Source organism: Caballeronia sp. dw_276 (assembly GCF_018449635.1).
In the GTDB taxonomy this organism is placed as follows: Bacteria; Pseudomonadota; Gammaproteobacteria; order Burkholderiales; family Burkholderiaceae; genus Caballeronia.
On sequence record NZ_JAAVUV010000003.1, the window covers coordinates 589,606 to 603,953 of the forward strand.

The window sequence follows — 14,348 nt, forward strand, 5'->3', positions numbered from 1 at the left end:
ATGAAAGATGGCGTTTCGCGCGCCTTGCTAGAATGTGCGCCCGCCCTTCTTATCAATTGCGCCAGACAACGCCCCGATGGATCTCGAACGCATTCTCTTCACACAGGGCTTCGGCTCGCGCCGCCAATGCCGCGCGCTGGTTGCCGACGGGCGGGTGTTTATCGGCGGATCGGCGTGCACCAATCCGGACAACACGATCACGTCCGATGCCCTCGCGTCCTTCGAGTTCCAGGTCGATGGCACGAACTGGCAGTATCGCGAGAAAGCGTATCTGGCGCTGAACAAGCCACCCGGCTACGAATGCTCGCGTGATCCGCAGCATCATTTGAGCGTGTTCCATTTGCTGCCGCCGCAACTGGCGGAGCGCGGCGTGCAGTGCGTCGGACGGCTCGACCAGGATACGACCGGCCTTCTGCTTCTGTCCGACGACGGCGCGTTCGTCCACGCGTTCACATCGCCGAAAAAGAAGGTGCCGAAGGTCTATCTCGCGACCACGAAGCATCCAATAGATGAAACCCAGCTCTCCGCACTTCGCGATGGCGTCCTGCTGCACGGCGAGTCTCAACCGATCGCCGCCGTCTCGGCAAATCGACGCGGCGAGCGGCTGCTGGAACTATCCGTGCTGGAGGGTAAGTATCACCAGGTCAAACGCATGGTCGCGGCGTCGGGGAATCGCGTGGAAGGGCTGCATCGGGAACGGATTGGCGGATACGGTTTGCCGGACGATCTCGCTGAAGGCCGGTGGCGCTGGCTGACCGATTCGGACCTTGCGATGCTCAGGCAGGGTTGAACCCACTGCATCCATCCGGGCGCGCCAGACGTAGATCCTGGCAACCCTTCGCATCAAGAATTTCATGCCAGACCAACAAAAACGCCGCACCCTCATGCTCGGTTTTTCCAGCTTATGCGCCACGGCGCTGGCCGCATGCAGCCCGGTCAAGCTCCTGAACGCCGCGATTCCTTCGAGCGGCTACCGGAGAACGGCTGACATTGCCTATGGCTCGGACCCCGAACAGGAACTCGATGTCTACGTTCCCTCGCACCCTGCCGCGCCGGGAGAAAAGCGCCCGGTCGTCGTGTTTTTCTACGGCGGAAGCTGGCAAAACGGTAGCCGCAGCAACTACCTATTCGTCGCTCAAGCGCTGACTTCGCGCGGTTATGCGGCTGTGTTGCCCGATTATCGGAAATATCCTGAGACGGCCTTTCCCGGTTTTGTCGATGACGCCGCGGCCGCCGTGCGCTGGGCGCGCGATCACGCACACGAGTTTGGCGCCGATCCGGGCCGTTTGTTCGTGATGGGCCATTCCGCTGGCGCGCATTTGGCTGCGCTGATCGCGACCGACCCGCGTTACCTGGCGTCGCAATCGATGTCTAAGGCCGATCTGCGCGGCGTGATCGGCCTGGCCGGCCCTTACGATTTCCTGCCGATAAAAGACCGCACCTTGCTCGACGTCTTCCCCGCCACGACCCGCCCCGAAAGCCAGCCGGTCAACTACGTCACCGGCCACGAACCGCCGATGTTCCTTGCCGCCGGCACCGACGACACCACCGTCGATCCGGGCAACACCGACCGCCTCGCAGCCGTATTGCGCCGTCACGGTGATTCGGTGGAAGTGAAACACTACGAGGGTTTCAGCCACGTGCGCATTGTTTCGGCGCTGGCGTTGCCTTTGCGCGGACGCTCGACCGTGCTGGCCGACGTCTCGGCGTTTATCGATTCACGCTGAGCCGTTTATACCGTTGCAAAAACGCAATACGCTGTAGCCGCACTGCAGCATGCCTTTCCTCGGACCTAAATCTATACTGCTTTCACGACTATTAAAAAAAGCAGGAGGGCCATCATGGCCGCCCACATGACCATTGCAATGATCGCGTTCGTGGCAATCAGCGTGGTGTTTATTGTCGGTTTGATGGTGACGATGCACCTTCGCCACCGTTATCAGCCGAACCTGATCGGGGCGCTTATCGGCGCATTGCTGTGTTTCATTTTGCTGGAGACGTTGCCGGTCCTGATGTGACCGGAACGCTCTTCAAAAAATCGTCGATGCTCGGATAACGCAGCACGTAACGCAGTTCGTCACGCAGCCGGATGTTCTGCAGACGCCGCGATTCGCGCATGAACGAGAGCATCATCGGTTCGAGTTGCGCTTCGGCTTGCTCGCGCGAAACACGCGGGGCGCGCGGCAGGCCGTAGGCATCGGCGATGCGGTCGAAGTAATCGCCCATGCGCAGTTCGCTATCGTCCGACGCATGCACCACGCGCTGCGGCCGGGCGCGTTGTATCGCCAGGACCATGATGGCCGCGAGATCGTCGGCGTGAATGTGATTGGTGAAGACATCGTCGGCGGGCGCGAGTGCGGGCGTACCCTTCTGCAGCCGTGCGAGCGGCAAGCGGTTTCCCGCGTAAATGCCGGGAATCCGCACAATCGATGCACTCATCACGCCGCGTCGTGTCGCCCGGCGCAATTGCGTTTCCGCCGATACCCGCCGTTTCGCCCGCCCGTTGTCCGGCCGCACGGGGCGGGTTTCATCGATCCACGCGCCGCCGCAATCGCCATAAACGCCGGACGTACTCGCGTAAACCACGCGTATCGGCTGGCCGCGAGCGGCGGTGGGCGATACGCGGTCGGGTACAATAGACGGTCTTTTTGTGGCTCCGGCACCGCGCCTGAAAGTCGCCCGAAACCATCCGCGCCACGCCCGTTGTCGCGCTACGGCTGCGGTGGCAACACGCGCCACGGAACGTCGCGGCGCGCTTAATGCTGCAATCAGTGCACGGGTGCGCAAGTCGTCGTCGCCGGTTTTTTGGGGCGGCGCAAGATGCAGCACCGTGCGCGCGAGACCGGCGAGGCGACGCAGACTGCGGCGATCGTCGAGGTCGCCAATCAGCGGCGTCGTACCAGCTGCACGCAGTTCGGCGGCGCGCGTGGGCTGGCTGGACAACGCGATCACGCGGGGTGCTGCTGCACGTCGGGCAAGTAGCGGCGCACAGCGCAGGCCGACATCGCCGCAACCGGCAATCAGCACGCGCGCGCGGCGGAGTTTTCGAGTGGCGATCATGCTGTCGATTGTAGCCGCGAGCGCTTTGGCTTTTGTTTCATCCAACTCATCCAGGATCTATGGCTTTCAACGTTACGCTCCGGCAAAGCGGCCGGCAGTTTCAGGTAGAACCTGACGAAGCGGTGCTGCTCGCAGCGCTGCGCCAGGGCATCGGACTTCCTTACGGTTGCAAGAACGGAGCCTGCGGGTCGTGCAAGGGCACGGTCGTGTCCGGCGAAGTCGAGCAGGCGCCCCATTCGTCGTCAGCATTGTCCAACGACGAAAAAACCCGCGGCATGGCCCTGCTTTGCTGCGCGACGCCCAAGGGCGATCTCGTAGTCGATGTGCGTGAAGTCGCCGGCGTTGGCGACGTGCAGGTCAAGAAGCTGCCCTGCCGCGTGAACGCGCTGGAGCGCAAAGGCACGGATGTCGTGGAACTGAAGCTGCAATTGCCGGCCAATGAAAGGCTGCAATATCTGGCCGGGCAGTACATCGAATTCATCTTGAAGGACGGCAAGCGCCGCAGTTATTCGATGGCAAGCCCCCCGCATCACGAAGGCCCGATTGAGCTGCACATTCGTCACATGCCCGGCGGCACGTTCACGGATCACGTGTTCGGCAACATGAAAGAGCGCGACATCTTGCGTTTCGAAGGCCCGCTCGGCACGTTCTTCCTGCGTGAAGATTCCGACAAGCCGATCATTCTGCTCGCCTCCGGAACAGGTTTCGCGCCGATCAAGGCGATCATCGAACATGCGGTGTTCAAGAATCTGAACCGTCCAATGACGCTTTATTGGGGCGGCCGCCGCAAGCAGGACCTGTACATGATGGAACTTGCAGAAACCTGGGCGAAAGAAGTGCCGAACTTCTCGTTCGTACCGGTTTTGTCCGAACCCGACGCGTCCGATGCATGGACCGGCCGGACCGGCTTTGTTCATCGTGCTGTCATTGAAGATCTGCCAGACTTGAGCGCATATCAGGTGTACGCGTGCGGCGCGCCGGTGATGGTGGAATCGGCGCAACGCGATTTCACGAATCATCACCGTTTGCCGGAGGACGAGTTCTTCGCCGATTCGTTCACCAGCGCGGCCGATCTCGCGAATCCGGTTTGATCGTTTCAAATTCCGGACGTGGCGGTTCAATAAATTTCGGCCGTCACGGTTTACACGCAGGAACTTCCTATCGTATTCTTCGCAAATGCTCAGCCTCCAGACTAATCTTCGACGTCGCCGCTCGCTGCTCCCTTAGGGATGCCGCTGGCTCGTCACGGATTGGCGCTTGATCTCAAGCCTGCGCACATTTCGCCAACATGAAGCCACGGACATCCGTGGCTTTTTGCATTTCTGGCGCCGTCTCAAACTTCGCCGCTTTTTTCCTTTGTTGTTTTTGTGGAGCCCGCCGTCATGAATTTCCAAGAGTATCCCGTCGAATCGTTGATGTTCATCACGAACCGTCCCGAGATCGTGTTCACGCACGGCAAGGGTTCCTGGCTCTACGACAACAACGAGAAGCGATACCTGGATTTCATCCAGGGCTGGGCCGTGAACAGTCTCGGCCATTGCAACGACGGCATGATCGAAGCCATCAACAAGCAGGCGCGCACGCTGATCAACCCGTCGCCGGCGTTCTACAACGCGCCGATGGCCCAGCTTGCCGGTCTGCTCACCGCCAATAGCTGCTTCGACAAGGTCTTTTTCGCCAACAGCGGCGCCGAAGCGAACGAAGGCGCGATCAAGCTCGCGCGCAAGTGGGGCAAGAAGTTCAAGGGCGGCGCGTACGAGATCATCACCTTCGATCACAGCTTCCACGGGCGCACGCTCGCGACCATGTCGGCATCGGGCAAACCGGGTTGGGACACCATTTACGCACCGCAGGTGCCGGGCTTTCCGAAGGCCGATCTGAACGACATTGCATCGGTTGAAAAACTCATCACCGATAAAACCGTCGGCGTCATGCTCGAACCCATCCAGGGCGAAGGCGGCGTGATCCCGGCGACGCGCGAGTTCATGCAGGCCCTGCGCGAGCTGACGAAGAAGCACAACTTGCTGATGATCGTCGATGAAGTGCAAAGCGGTTGTGGCCGTGCCGGCACTTTGTTCGCGTATGAGTTGTCGGGCGTGGAGCCGGACATCATGACGCTTGGCAAGGGCATTGGCGGCGGCGTGCCGCTGGCGGCCTTGTTGTCGACGAAAGAAGTCGCATGCTTCGAACCCGGCGATCAGGGCGGTACGTATAACGGCAATCCGTTGACGACCGCCGTGGGTTTCTCGGTGATCTCGCAAATTACCGCACCGGGCTTCCTCGAAGGCGTGCGTGAACGCGCCGAGTATCTCAAGGCGCAATTGCTGCAGCTTTCTGAAGAACGCGGCTTCAACGGCGAACGCGGCGAAGGTTTGCTGCGCGCGCTGCTGTTGAACAATGACAACGGTCCGAAGATCGTCGAAATGGCGCGCGACATGGGCCCGGACGGTTTGCTGCTGAACGCCGCGCGCCCGAACCTGTTGCGCTTCATGCCGGCGCTGAACGTGACGAAGGACGAGATCGACCAGATGATGTCGATGCTGCGTTCCATCCTCGACAAATTGTGATAATCCGCGTTTTCGATGAGCGCGACACGGATGCCGTGCTCGCGCTCTGGTCCACTGTTTTTCCGGAGTATGCCGTGCCGGGAAAACCGCAGCGTGATCCGCGTTTATCGATACGAAACAAGCTGGCCATGCAGCCCGAATTGTTCTTTGTCGGCGTGCTCGGCGAGCGTGTAATCGGAACCGTGATGACGGGTTACGACGGGCATCGCGGATGGCTTTATTCGTTGGCCGTCGCCGAGGATCAACGCGGGAATGGCTACGGGCGCGCGCTCGTTGAACATGCGGAACGCGCGCTTGCATCGATCGGATGCCCGAAGCTCAATCTGCAGATCATGGCGAACAAGCCAGAGACGCGCGCGTTTTACGCGAAGCTCGGGTATCAGATGGATGAAGTCGTGAGCCTCGGCAAACGGCTTCAGACGTAAAAAAACCGCATGCTTGATAAAGGCATGCGGTTTTTTATCAACATCACTTCACTCACCCAAATAAGCCGCGCGAACCTTCGGATCATCGAGCATGGTCTTGGCATCGCCGGACATGGTGACGAGACCTGAATCCATCACGTAGCCACGATTTGCCGCCTGCAGCGCGAGCCGTGCGTTCTGCTCGACCAGCAACACCGTCAGGCCCTCAGAAGAAATCTCACGGACCACTTCGAAAATCTTCTCGACCATGATCGGGGAAAGACCCATCGACGGTTCATCGAGCAAGAGCAGCTTCGGACGCGACAACAACGCACGCGCCATGGCCAGCATCTGCTGCTCGCCGCCCGACAACGTACCCGCGTATTGCGCCGCGCGTTCCTTCAAACGCGGGAAGAAACCGAACATGCGATCGGTGTCCTTCTGGATCTCGTCACTGTCGTTGCGCAAGTACGCGCCCATCTGCATGTTTTCGAGGATCGACATGCGCGCGAAAATGCCACGGCCTTCCGGCACCATCGCGAGGCCGCGCTTGAGCAATTCATGCGAGGGCACGCCCTTGATCGACTTGCCCATGTATTCGATATCGCCCGCCGAATACGGCTTCAGACCCGTGATGGCTTTCATCGTGGTCGTCTTGCCCGCGCCGTTCGCGCCGATCAGCGTCACGAGCTCGCCCTGCCCGACTTCCAGATCCACGCCCTTGACCGCGTGAATGCCGCCGTAGCTCACCTGCAGGCCCTTGATCTTGAGCATCGCCGTGCCGGCCGTCATACCGTTATTCATACCGTTCGTCGTCGCCATCAGTGAACCCCTGCCCCGAGATAAGCCTCGATCACCTTCGGGTCCTTCTGCACGTCCTGCGGCAGACCCTCGGCGATCACCTTGCCGTAATCGAGCACCGTCATCCGGTTGCACAATCCCATCACCAGTTTCACATCGTGTTCGATCAGCAAGATCGTGCGGCCGTCGCTGCGGATCTTGTCGAGCAGGCGCGTGAGTTCGACCTTTTCCGTGGCATTCATGCCGGCGGCGGGTTCATCGAGTGCGAGAAGCTTCGGATCGGTCGCCAACGCACGCGCGATTTCCAGACGGCGCTGGTGACCGTACGACAGGTTGCGCGACGTGTAATCCGCGTATTGCAGCACGCCCACGTACTCGAGCAATTCGAGCGCGCGCTCCTTGATTTCCTTCTCTTCGCGACGCTCGGACGGCGTCTGCAACACCGCGCCGATCAAGCCGTGTTTCGTGCGAACGTGCCGCCCGACCATCACGTTTTCGAGCGCGGTCATGCCGCCGAACAAACGGATGTTCTGGAACGTGCGCGCAATGCCGGCCTTCGCCACCTGATGCACGGCGGTCGGGGTATAAGGCGTGCCGTCGAGCACGAACGAGCCCGAGTCCGGCGTGTACAAGCCCGTGATCACGTTGAAGAAGGTCGTCTTGCCGGCGCCGTTCGGGCCGATCAAACCGTAGATCTGGCCTTCCCTGATTTCGAGGCCGACTTCTGACAGCGCCTGCAAACCGCCAAAGCGCTTGTTCACGCCTTTGACCGACAGTCGAATGGGTTTATCGCTCATTGTGTTTTCTCCGCTTGTGGCGTCAGGCGCGGACCGGCTTCTTGCCGGCGCGCTTTGCGATCTTCGCGATCTTGTCTTCGTGTTTCGGCGACGGCCACAGGCCTTCCGAGCGATACAGCATGATCAGCACCATCGCGAGGCCGTACAGCAACTGGCGGATGACTTCGGTATCGACGATCTGATGACCGAAGATGGCGTTCTGCAGCGGACCCATGGTCGAGCGCAGGAATTCGGGGAACACGGCGAGCAGCACCGCGCCCAGAATCACGCCCGGAATGTGGCCCATGCCGCCGAGCACCACGCAGGCGAGCACCACGATCGATTCCCAGAACGTGAACGATTCCGGCGATACAAAGCCTTGGAACGTGCCGAACATCGCGCCCGACAAACCACCGAACGATGCACCCATCGCAAACGCCAGCAGTTTCACGTTACGCGTGTTGATGCCCATCGCTTTCGCGGCGATTTCGTCTTCGCGGATCGCGGCCCATGCACGGCCGATGCGCGAGTGCTGCAAGCGCACGCACACGAAGATCACGAACAGCGAACACAGCACGAAGAGGTAGTAATAGTTGTAGACAGATGGAAAATTGAATCCGAACAACGAATGCGTCTTCGATAAATCAAAGCCGAACAACGACACCGGATCGACGCCTGTAATCCCCTTCGGCCCGTTCGTGATGTTGACCGGACGATCCAGGTTGTTCATGAAGATCCGGACGATTTCCCCGAAGCCCAAGGTCACGATGGCGAGGTAATCGCCACGCAGACGCAATGTAGGCGCACCCAGCAGCACGCCGAACGTGGCGGCCAGCGCCATTGCGCACGGCACGATCACCCAGATCGGCGCGTGCAGGCCGCCGGGGAACAGATGCGCGATCCATTCGAACTGGGAAGTCAGCTGCGGCGACGAAAGCAACGCGGCTACATAAGCGCCAACCGCATAGAACGCGATGTAGCCCAAGTCCAGCAGCCCGGCAAAACCCACCACCACGTTCAAGCCCAGCGCGAGCATCACGTACAGCATCGCGAAGTCCAGCACGCGAACCCAGTAATTGCCGCCGGCCGCGCCGATGATCATCGGCGCCAGGATCACGAGCGCGGCGACCAGTACGGTGACCGCGTAGTTCTTCGCCGTTTTACGTTCAGGGATGAGCGTGGTCGACGGCTCGATCGGTTGAATTGAAGTCATTCTTGGTCTCCCTGTTTAAGCGCGATCTGCGACGCGTTCGCCGAGCAGGCCCGACGGACGGAACACGAGCACGATGATCAGCACCACGAACGCGAACACGTCCTGATAGTTACTGCCGAACACCCCGCCCGTCAGATTGCCGATATACCCCGCCCCCAGTTGCTCGATCAGCCCCAGCAGCACGCCACCGACCATCGCCCCGCCGAGATTGCCGATACCACCCAGCACCGCCGCGGTAAATGCCTTCAGCCCAGGAATAAAGCCCATGTAGAAGTGCGCGTTGCCGTATTCGGACGCGATCATCACGCCGGCCAGGGCAGCCAGCGCCGAACCGATCATGAAGGTCGCGGAGATCACGAAGTTCGGGTTCACGCCCATCAACGACGCGACGCCCGGGTTCTCGGCAATGGCGCGCATCGCGCGGCCGAGTTTCGTCTTGTGGACCAGCAGCAACAAGCCGCCCATCACGAGGAACGCCACCACGATGATCACGATCTCGGTCATCGAAATGACGGCGCCCGGACGATCGGCCGTGGCGGTGATCACGTTGATCGGATCGGTTGGCAGCAGTTGCGGGAAGGCGAGCGGATTGCGGCCCCAGATCATCATGGCGAGCGTCTGAAGAAGAATCGACACGCCGATAGCCGTGATCAGCGGCGCCAGACGCGGTGCGCGGCGCAAAGGCCGGTACGCCACGCGTTCGATGGTGTAGCCGACCACTGCGCAGACAATTGCCGCGACCGCCAGCGCGACGACCAGCATCAACGCGTGGTTCATGCCTGGAAAATGATTCTGCATTACGCCAATGGCGGAGAGCGCGACCATGGCGCCGACCATCAGCACGTCGCCGTGCGCAAAGTTGATGATGCCGAGAATCCCGTACACCATCGTGTAACCCAACGCGATGATGGCGTAGACGCTGCCTAGCACCAGCCCGTTGATAATCTGCTGGATGAAAATATCCATTGAAGGCTCCTTAGCCCGTGCGACTAGATTTACGCTTTATCGCTGGCCGATAAACCGAAGGGAAGAAAAAAACGCAACGGCACCGCGCGTACTTGAAAAAAAACTTTAAAACGTCCGAAACTGACTACATATCTAGGGGATTGCCTTAAGTCCGGTACAGCGCCGCGCGGCGCTGCAGCACGGGGTTAAGGCGTGATGACGTCAATGACGTTCTTCTTGTTATCCTTGAAATCGATAAGCGTGATCGCACCGCCGCCCTTCAGATCGCCTTTGTCATCGAACGATATGTGACCCGTCAGCCCGTTGAAATCAGTCGAGCCGATTGCCGTCAGCACCTTGGGCGCTTCAACGGAATTGGCGCGCTTCATTGCATCGACAATGACATAGACCGCGTCGTACGTGAACGGCGCGTAGCTTTCTACCGGCGAGTGGAAACGCGCTTCGTAACGCTTCTCGAAATCCGCGCCTTTATCGAGTTTCGGCAGGCCCACGCCGAGTTCCGTACAGACCACGTTCGGCAACGCGTTGCCCGCGAGCGTGGCCAGGTCGGCCGAACAGATTCCATCGCCGCCGAGAATCTTCGCCTTCAGTCCAAGCGCCGCCGCCTGTTTCGCAAACGGGCCGCCGGTCACGTCCATGCCGCCGAACATCACCACGTCGGGCTGGACTCGCTTGATCTTGTTCAGGATCGCCTTGAAGTCTTTGGACTTGTCGGTCGTGGCTTCATGACCCGCGATCCGGCCGCCGCTCGCCACCACCGCTTTCGCAAATTCATTCGCCAGGCCGCGGCCGTAGATGCTGGCATCGTCCACGACCACGATGCGCTTGCCGCGCAGCGTCTTCACCGCGTAGCCCGCGAGCACAGCGCCCTGGCGAGCGTCCGTCGGGATCACGCGGAACGTCGTCTTGAAACCTTGTTGGGTGAACGCGGGGTTCGTCGTCGTGCCGGAAATCTGCGCCACATTCGCGTCGCTATAGATCTTCGATGCCGGAATCGATACCGCCGAATTCAGATGACCGACCACCGCCACCACGTGATCCGCCACCAGTTGCTGTGCCACGGCGACACCCTTCTTTGGATCGGCGGCGTCGTCTTGCGCGTCGAGTTCGAGGTGAATCGCATGACCGTCGATGGTCAATCCCTGCGCGCTGATCTCCTCGATAGCCAGCCGCGCGCCGTTCTCATTGTCCTGCCCGAGGTGAGCCAGCGCTCCGCTGAGCGGCGCCACGTGGCCAATCCTGACAACGGTCGCATTGCTCGCGGGAACGGGGGCAGAAGCCGCGCTCGCCGATACATCCGCCGCCGATGCCGCCGGCGCAGTCGCCGCGACGCTTGCCGATGCTTCCGACACAGCCGATGCCCCCGCGGCCGGCTCGGTTTCACTCTTTTTGCTGCATGCCGTTGCCATTGCAACTGCGGCTGCGATGGTCACGACAAAGCCAAACTTAATTCGCATTCAGTAGGTCTCCGGCGCCTTGAAAAGCTGGTGTTTCCAGCCCATCCGGCTTGGAACGCGCGCATTGTAACTCGGTTTTTGAGACGTGCAATATTGTTGAATGACAGGGGTTTTCCTCCATTGCAACCCCTCTTTAGCGCTTGAAATCGCTTAAAAGCGCAACCAGGTTGCGCCCCGCAGCAGTGCATCAGTTGCACCATCGACTGGCGCTGTGGGTAAACACCGATGTGAGTATTTGGTCCCCGGGATCGCGGATCTTTAGTCGATGCACCTTGTTAGTGCATCAATTCGGCCAATGTCAAAGGCGCTTTGTGTGACTGCCGTCTTGTTGACGACATCCAGCGCGATTTCTTGACGAAAAAAAACCGCGCCAACATGAGTTGGAGCGGCTTTTCCAGCCTGATCCTTGAAGGGTGCGCCCTATATGTATATAAAAGCGATTATTTCTCGGACGGCAAGGTCAATCCACGTGGCAGCGGAAACGACACTTTCTCTTCGATCCCCTCAAGCGGCCGCACATTCCGAACGCCCAGTTCACGCAGCCGTGCAATCACCGCTTGCGCCAGCACTTCCGGCGCCGATGCACCCGCCGTCACGCCAATGCGCTTTTTCCCTTCCACCCATTTCGGATCGATTTGAGTGGGCGAATCCACCATATAAGCAGGAATGCCGCGTTTTTCGGCTACTTCGCGCAGGCGGCTGGAATTCGAGCTATTCGGGCTGCCGACCACGATCACCACGTCGCATTGCGGCGCCAGAAACTTGACCGCATCCTGACGATTTTGCGTGGCGTAGCAAATATCCTGTTTCTTCGGCTCTTTCACCGACGGATATTTCGACTTCAACGCATTGATGATGGCCGACGCGTCATCCACCGAGAGCGTGGTCTGCGTCACATACGCGATCCGGTCCGGGTCCGCGAGCGCCAGCGCCTCCACGTCCTCGATATCTTCCACGAGGTGCATGCCCTGCCCGCTCTGACCCATGGTGCCTTCCACTTCTGGATGGCCCTTGTGACCGATCATGACGATATCGAAGCCGTCCTGACGCATTTTGGCGACTTCCATATGCACCTTGGTCACGAGCGGGCAGGTGGCGTCGAACACACGCAGACCGCGCGTTTCGGCCTCGGCGCGAACCGCCTTCGACACCCCGTGCGCGCTGAAAATCAGCGTGCTGCCTTCGGGCGCATCCGCCAGGTCTTCGATGAACACCGCGCCTTTCTTGCGCAGGTCCTCGACCACATAAGCGTTGTGCACGATCTCGTGGCGCACGTAGATGGGCGCGCCGAAAAGCGCGATCGCCCGCTCCACGATTTCAATCGCACGATCGACGCCCGCGCAGAAACCGCGCGGCTGGGCGAGGAGAATTTCGACATCGAGAAGGGTGTCAGTGGAGCTCATGGCTACAGAATTCCGATGATTTTCACTTCGAACGCCAGCGGCTGGCCGGCAAGCGGATGGTTGAAATCGAACAGCGCGGAGGTCTCTCCGACTTCCTTGAGCACGCCGGCGTAGCGGCCGCCTCCAGGCGCGTTGAATTCCACGAGATCGCCGGGGGAGAAGTTCTCGCCGATCATGGCGTTCTCACGCAGCGTGGCGAGCGAAACCCACTGCAGCATTTCAGGATTGCGCGGGCCGAACGCCTGCTCAGGCGTCAGCCGAAAGGTCGAGTGGTGCCCCACCTTCAGACCCAGCAGAATGTCTTCAAGCGGCGGAGCAAGGTGGCCCTCGCCCAACAAAAGCGTGGCGGGTTTGTCGGCGAACGTGCTGACAATGTCCGCACCATCCTCAAGCGCCAGCCGGTAGTGAAGCGTAACGTGCGAACCGGGTTTCACTTCGGAGATATCGATGATGCTCATGTTTGATCGTATTAGCCGTAAAAGCCGTAATCACCTGGTCAGCCAGCCTCGCCGCCCAATGAAGGGCCGTGCGTCCGGACGGAACGCAACAGTGGCAAAAGCCCGGCTGACGCCCGGGAGTCGCGTTACCAAAGGGCTGATGTTGAACGTAAATGCCCGACAAGCCATCGGTAAGGCGCCCGGGCAGGCGCGAAACCCCCATTGTAAGCCACAGTGCCCGGGCCACGCCGACGGCTCTTCGAGACAACTTGTGACCCACTGCAACCATTTTGCCCTTGGCGGGAGCGTGCCATGAACGCCCGTCTTGATTTAGTGCAGGCCGACGCCGTCAGCCTCACCGAATCCCTGCCGCCGCCTTTCTCCGACGACAAGAACCCGGCCGTGCCCCGCATTCTGGACTGGCCGGAACATGATCGTCCGCGAGAACGGCTTTTGCAGCAGGGCGCGCACGCGTTATCGGATGCTGAATTGCTGGCGTTGTTCCTGAACACCGGGCGACCGGGCATGACGTCAGTGGATGTCGCGCGCGACCTTCTCACCCGGTTCGAGTCGATCCGCGGGGTGCTTGGCGCGACCGCGACCGAATTACGCAGGTTTGGGGAATCGGACCGGCCAAGGCGGCGCTGCTGCTGGCGGTGTCCGAGTTGTGTCAGCGCGCGCTGGCCGAGAAAACCCGCGACCGGCCGTTGCTCGACGCACCCCAGGCCGTGGAAGACTATTTGAAGTGGCTGATCGGCAACCGGCACAACGAGGTGTTTGTCACACTGTTCCTGGACATCCGGCATTGCCTGATAACCGTAGACGAATCCGCCAAAGGTTCGCTTTCGCGAGTCGCCGTGTATCCGCGGGAAATCGTGCGCCGCGCACTGTCGCTGAACGCCGCAAGCTTGATCGTTGCGCATAATCACCCGTCCGGCGGCGTTACGCCAAGCGCGAGTGACCGCCGGCTTACGCGTCTGCTGCACGAGTCGCTCGCGCTCATCGACATCCGGCTGCTGGATCATCTGGTCGTGGCGTCGAACGAAGTATTTTCTTTTTCGCGACAGGGCTGGATGCCGGGCTGACACGGCTTCATTGGACGAACAACCGCGAAACCTTGCCCGGACGGCCTTGTAACGGCGTTGTGCGAGGCGAAAATGCCACGAAACCCGCCGTCCATGGCGTCGCCGGGTACCTCGTCCGATACCAAAAAGAGTTGATTTTGCTAGTTTTTTGCGGGTAGAATCTCGGTTTGCTTCTTTCA

Annotated in this window: 14 protein-coding genes and 1 pseudogene; 7 read left to right on the top strand and 8 right to left on the bottom strand. The window is 60.3% G+C overall.

Annotation, left to right across the window (positions count from 1 at the left end):
- Window positions 1-76 precede the first annotated feature (76 nt).
- The 3 genes from HB633_RS08580 to HB633_RS08590 all read left to right on the top strand — a co-directional run bounded on the left by HB633_RS08580 (window position 77) and on the right by HB633_RS08590 (window position 2,018).
- A complete protein-coding gene (locus HB633_RS08580; RefSeq protein ID WP_213777645.1) occupies window positions 77-790 on the top strand; it encodes a 16S rRNA pseudouridine(516) synthase in 714 nt (237 codons plus the stop codon).
- A gap of 64 nt (window positions 791-854) precedes the next feature.
- The gene (locus tag HB633_RS08585; protein WP_213777646.1) at window positions 855-1,727 is read left to right on the top strand and encodes an alpha/beta hydrolase; all 873 of its coding nucleotides are present in this window, start codon (window positions 855-857) and stop codon (window positions 1,725-1,727) included.
- Window positions 1,728-1,841: 114 nt separating this feature from the next.
- Window positions 1,842-2,018 carry a hypothetical protein gene (locus HB633_RS08590; RefSeq protein WP_167353928.1) on the top strand — a complete coding sequence of 59 codons (177 nt, stop codon included), beginning with the start codon at window positions 1,842-1,844 and terminating at the stop codon, window positions 2,016-2,018.
- Here the strand turns inward: HB633_RS08590 and HB633_RS08595 are convergent.
- Window positions 1,984-3,060, bottom strand: coding sequence for an NAD-dependent epimerase/dehydratase family protein (locus HB633_RS08595; RefSeq protein ID WP_213777647.1), 1,077 nt, complete (start codon window positions 3,058-3,060; stop codon window positions 1,984-1,986). The two genes, HB633_RS08590 and HB633_RS08595, sit on opposite strands and share 35 nt — an antisense overlap.
- A gap of 59 nt (window positions 3,061-3,119) precedes the next feature.
- Between HB633_RS08595 and HB633_RS08600 the strand changes: the two genes are divergently transcribed.
- From HB633_RS08600 to HB633_RS08610, 3 genes are all read left to right on the top strand, one after another.
- The gene (locus HB633_RS08600) at window positions 3,120-4,151 is read left to right on the top strand and encodes a CDP-6-deoxy-delta-3,4-glucoseen reductase (RefSeq protein WP_213777648.1); all 1,032 of its coding nucleotides are present in this window, start codon (window positions 3,120-3,122) and stop codon (window positions 4,149-4,151) included.
- Window positions 4,152-4,442: 291 nt separating this feature from the next.
- Entirely contained in the window at window positions 4,443-5,627 is a 1,185-nt protein-coding gene (locus HB633_RS08605; RefSeq protein WP_213777649.1) for an acetylornithine transaminase, read from the top strand.
- The gene (locus tag HB633_RS08610) at window positions 5,624-6,052 is read left to right on the top strand and encodes a GNAT family acetyltransferase (RefSeq protein WP_213777650.1); all 429 of its coding nucleotides are present in this window, start codon (window positions 5,624-5,626) and stop codon (window positions 6,050-6,052) included. Before HB633_RS08605 ends, HB633_RS08610 begins: the two co-directional genes overlap by 4 nt.
- Before the next feature lie 48 nt (window positions 6,053-6,100).
- Here the strand turns inward: HB633_RS08610 and HB633_RS08615 are convergent, their stop codons facing one another.
- The 7 genes from HB633_RS08615 to HB633_RS08645 all read right to left on the bottom strand — a co-directional run bounded on the left by HB633_RS08615 (window position 6,101) and on the right by HB633_RS08645 (window position 13,105).
- Window positions 6,101-6,805, bottom strand: a complete 705-nt coding sequence (locus HB633_RS08615) for an ABC transporter ATP-binding protein (protein WP_213777719.1) — start codon at window positions 6,803-6,805, stop codon at window positions 6,101-6,103.
- A gap of 47 nt (window positions 6,806-6,852) precedes the next feature.
- Window positions 6,853-7,629, bottom strand: coding sequence for an ABC transporter ATP-binding protein (locus tag HB633_RS08620; protein WP_056351686.1), 777 nt, complete (start codon window positions 7,627-7,629; stop codon window positions 6,853-6,855).
- Window positions 7,630-7,651: 22 nt separating this feature from the next.
- A complete protein-coding gene (locus HB633_RS08625) occupies window positions 7,652-8,821 on the bottom strand; it encodes an ABC transporter ATP-binding protein (protein WP_061998740.1) in 1,170 nt (389 codons plus the stop codon).
- A 15-nt stretch (window positions 8,822-8,836) separates the two neighbouring features.
- A complete protein-coding gene (locus HB633_RS08630) occupies window positions 8,837-9,787 on the bottom strand; it encodes a branched-chain amino acid ABC transporter permease (protein ID WP_213777651.1) in 951 nt (316 codons plus the stop codon).
- 185 nt (window positions 9,788-9,972) lie between these two features.
- Window positions 9,973-11,244 (bottom strand): branched-chain amino acid ABC transporter substrate-binding protein, encoded by a 1,272-nt coding sequence (locus HB633_RS08635; protein ID WP_213777652.1) that lies wholly within the window; start codon window positions 11,242-11,244, stop codon window positions 9,973-9,975.
- 440 nt (window positions 11,245-11,684) lie between these two features.
- The gene (gene ispH, locus HB633_RS08640; protein ID WP_213777653.1) at window positions 11,685-12,647 is read right to left on the bottom strand and encodes a 4-hydroxy-3-methylbut-2-enyl diphosphate reductase; all 963 of its coding nucleotides are present in this window, start codon (window positions 12,645-12,647) and stop codon (window positions 11,685-11,687) included.
- A 2-nt stretch (window positions 12,648-12,649) separates the two neighbouring features.
- Complete coding sequence (locus HB633_RS08645; RefSeq protein ID WP_213777654.1) at window positions 12,650-13,105, bottom strand: peptidylprolyl isomerase; 456 nt, start codon at window positions 13,103-13,105, stop codon at window positions 12,650-12,652.
- Window positions 13,106-13,486: 381 nt separating this feature from the next.
- Here HB633_RS08645 and radC point away from each other — a divergent pair.
- Window positions 13,487-14,169, top strand: a pseudogene (gene radC, locus HB633_RS08650) (DNA repair protein RadC).
- Window positions 14,170-14,348: the final 179 nt, after the last annotated feature.

Excerpts from the sequence above, each read along its gene's own strand:
- HB633_RS08580 (WP_213777645.1), top strand. The coding sequence starts at position 77 with ATGGATCTCGAACGCATTCTCTTCACACAGGGCTTCGGCTCGCGCCGC.
- HB633_RS08585 (WP_213777646.1), top strand. The coding sequence starts at position 855 with ATGCCAGACCAACAAAAACGCCGCACCCTCATGCTCGGTTTTTCCAGC.
- HB633_RS08590 (WP_167353928.1), top strand. The coding sequence starts at position 1,842 with ATGGCCGCCCACATGACCATTGCAATGATCGCGTTCGTGGCAATCAGC.
- HB633_RS08595 (WP_213777647.1), bottom strand. The coding sequence starts at position 3,060 with ATGATCGCCACTCGAAAACTCCGCCGCGCGCGCGTGCTGATTGCCGGT.
- HB633_RS08600 (WP_213777648.1), top strand. The coding sequence starts at position 3,120 with ATGGCTTTCAACGTTACGCTCCGGCAAAGCGGCCGGCAGTTTCAGGTA.
- HB633_RS08605 (WP_213777649.1), top strand. The coding sequence starts at position 4,443 with ATGAATTTCCAAGAGTATCCCGTCGAATCGTTGATGTTCATCACGAAC.
- HB633_RS08615 (WP_213777719.1), bottom strand. The coding sequence starts at position 6,805 with ATGCTCAAGATCAAGGGCCTGCAGGTGAGCTACGGCGGCATTCACGCG.
- HB633_RS08620 (WP_056351686.1), bottom strand. The coding sequence starts at position 7,629 with ATGAGCGATAAACCCATTCGACTGTCGGTCAAAGGCGTGAACAAGCGC.
- HB633_RS08625 (WP_061998740.1), bottom strand. The coding sequence starts at position 8,821 with ATGACTTCAATTCAACCGATCGAGCCGTCGACCACGCTCATCCCTGAA.
- HB633_RS08630 (WP_213777651.1), bottom strand. The coding sequence starts at position 9,787 with ATGGATATTTTCATCCAGCAGATTATCAACGGGCTGGTGCTAGGCAGC.
- HB633_RS08635 (WP_213777652.1), bottom strand. The coding sequence starts at position 11,244 with ATGCGAATTAAGTTTGGCTTTGTCGTGACCATCGCAGCCGCAGTTGCA.
- ispH (WP_213777653.1), bottom strand. The coding sequence starts at position 12,647 with ATGAGCTCCACTGACACCCTTCTCGATGTCGAAATTCTCCTCGCCCAG.
- HB633_RS08645 (WP_213777654.1), bottom strand. The coding sequence starts at position 13,105 with ATGAGCATCATCGATATCTCCGAAGTGAAACCCGGTTCGCACGTTACG.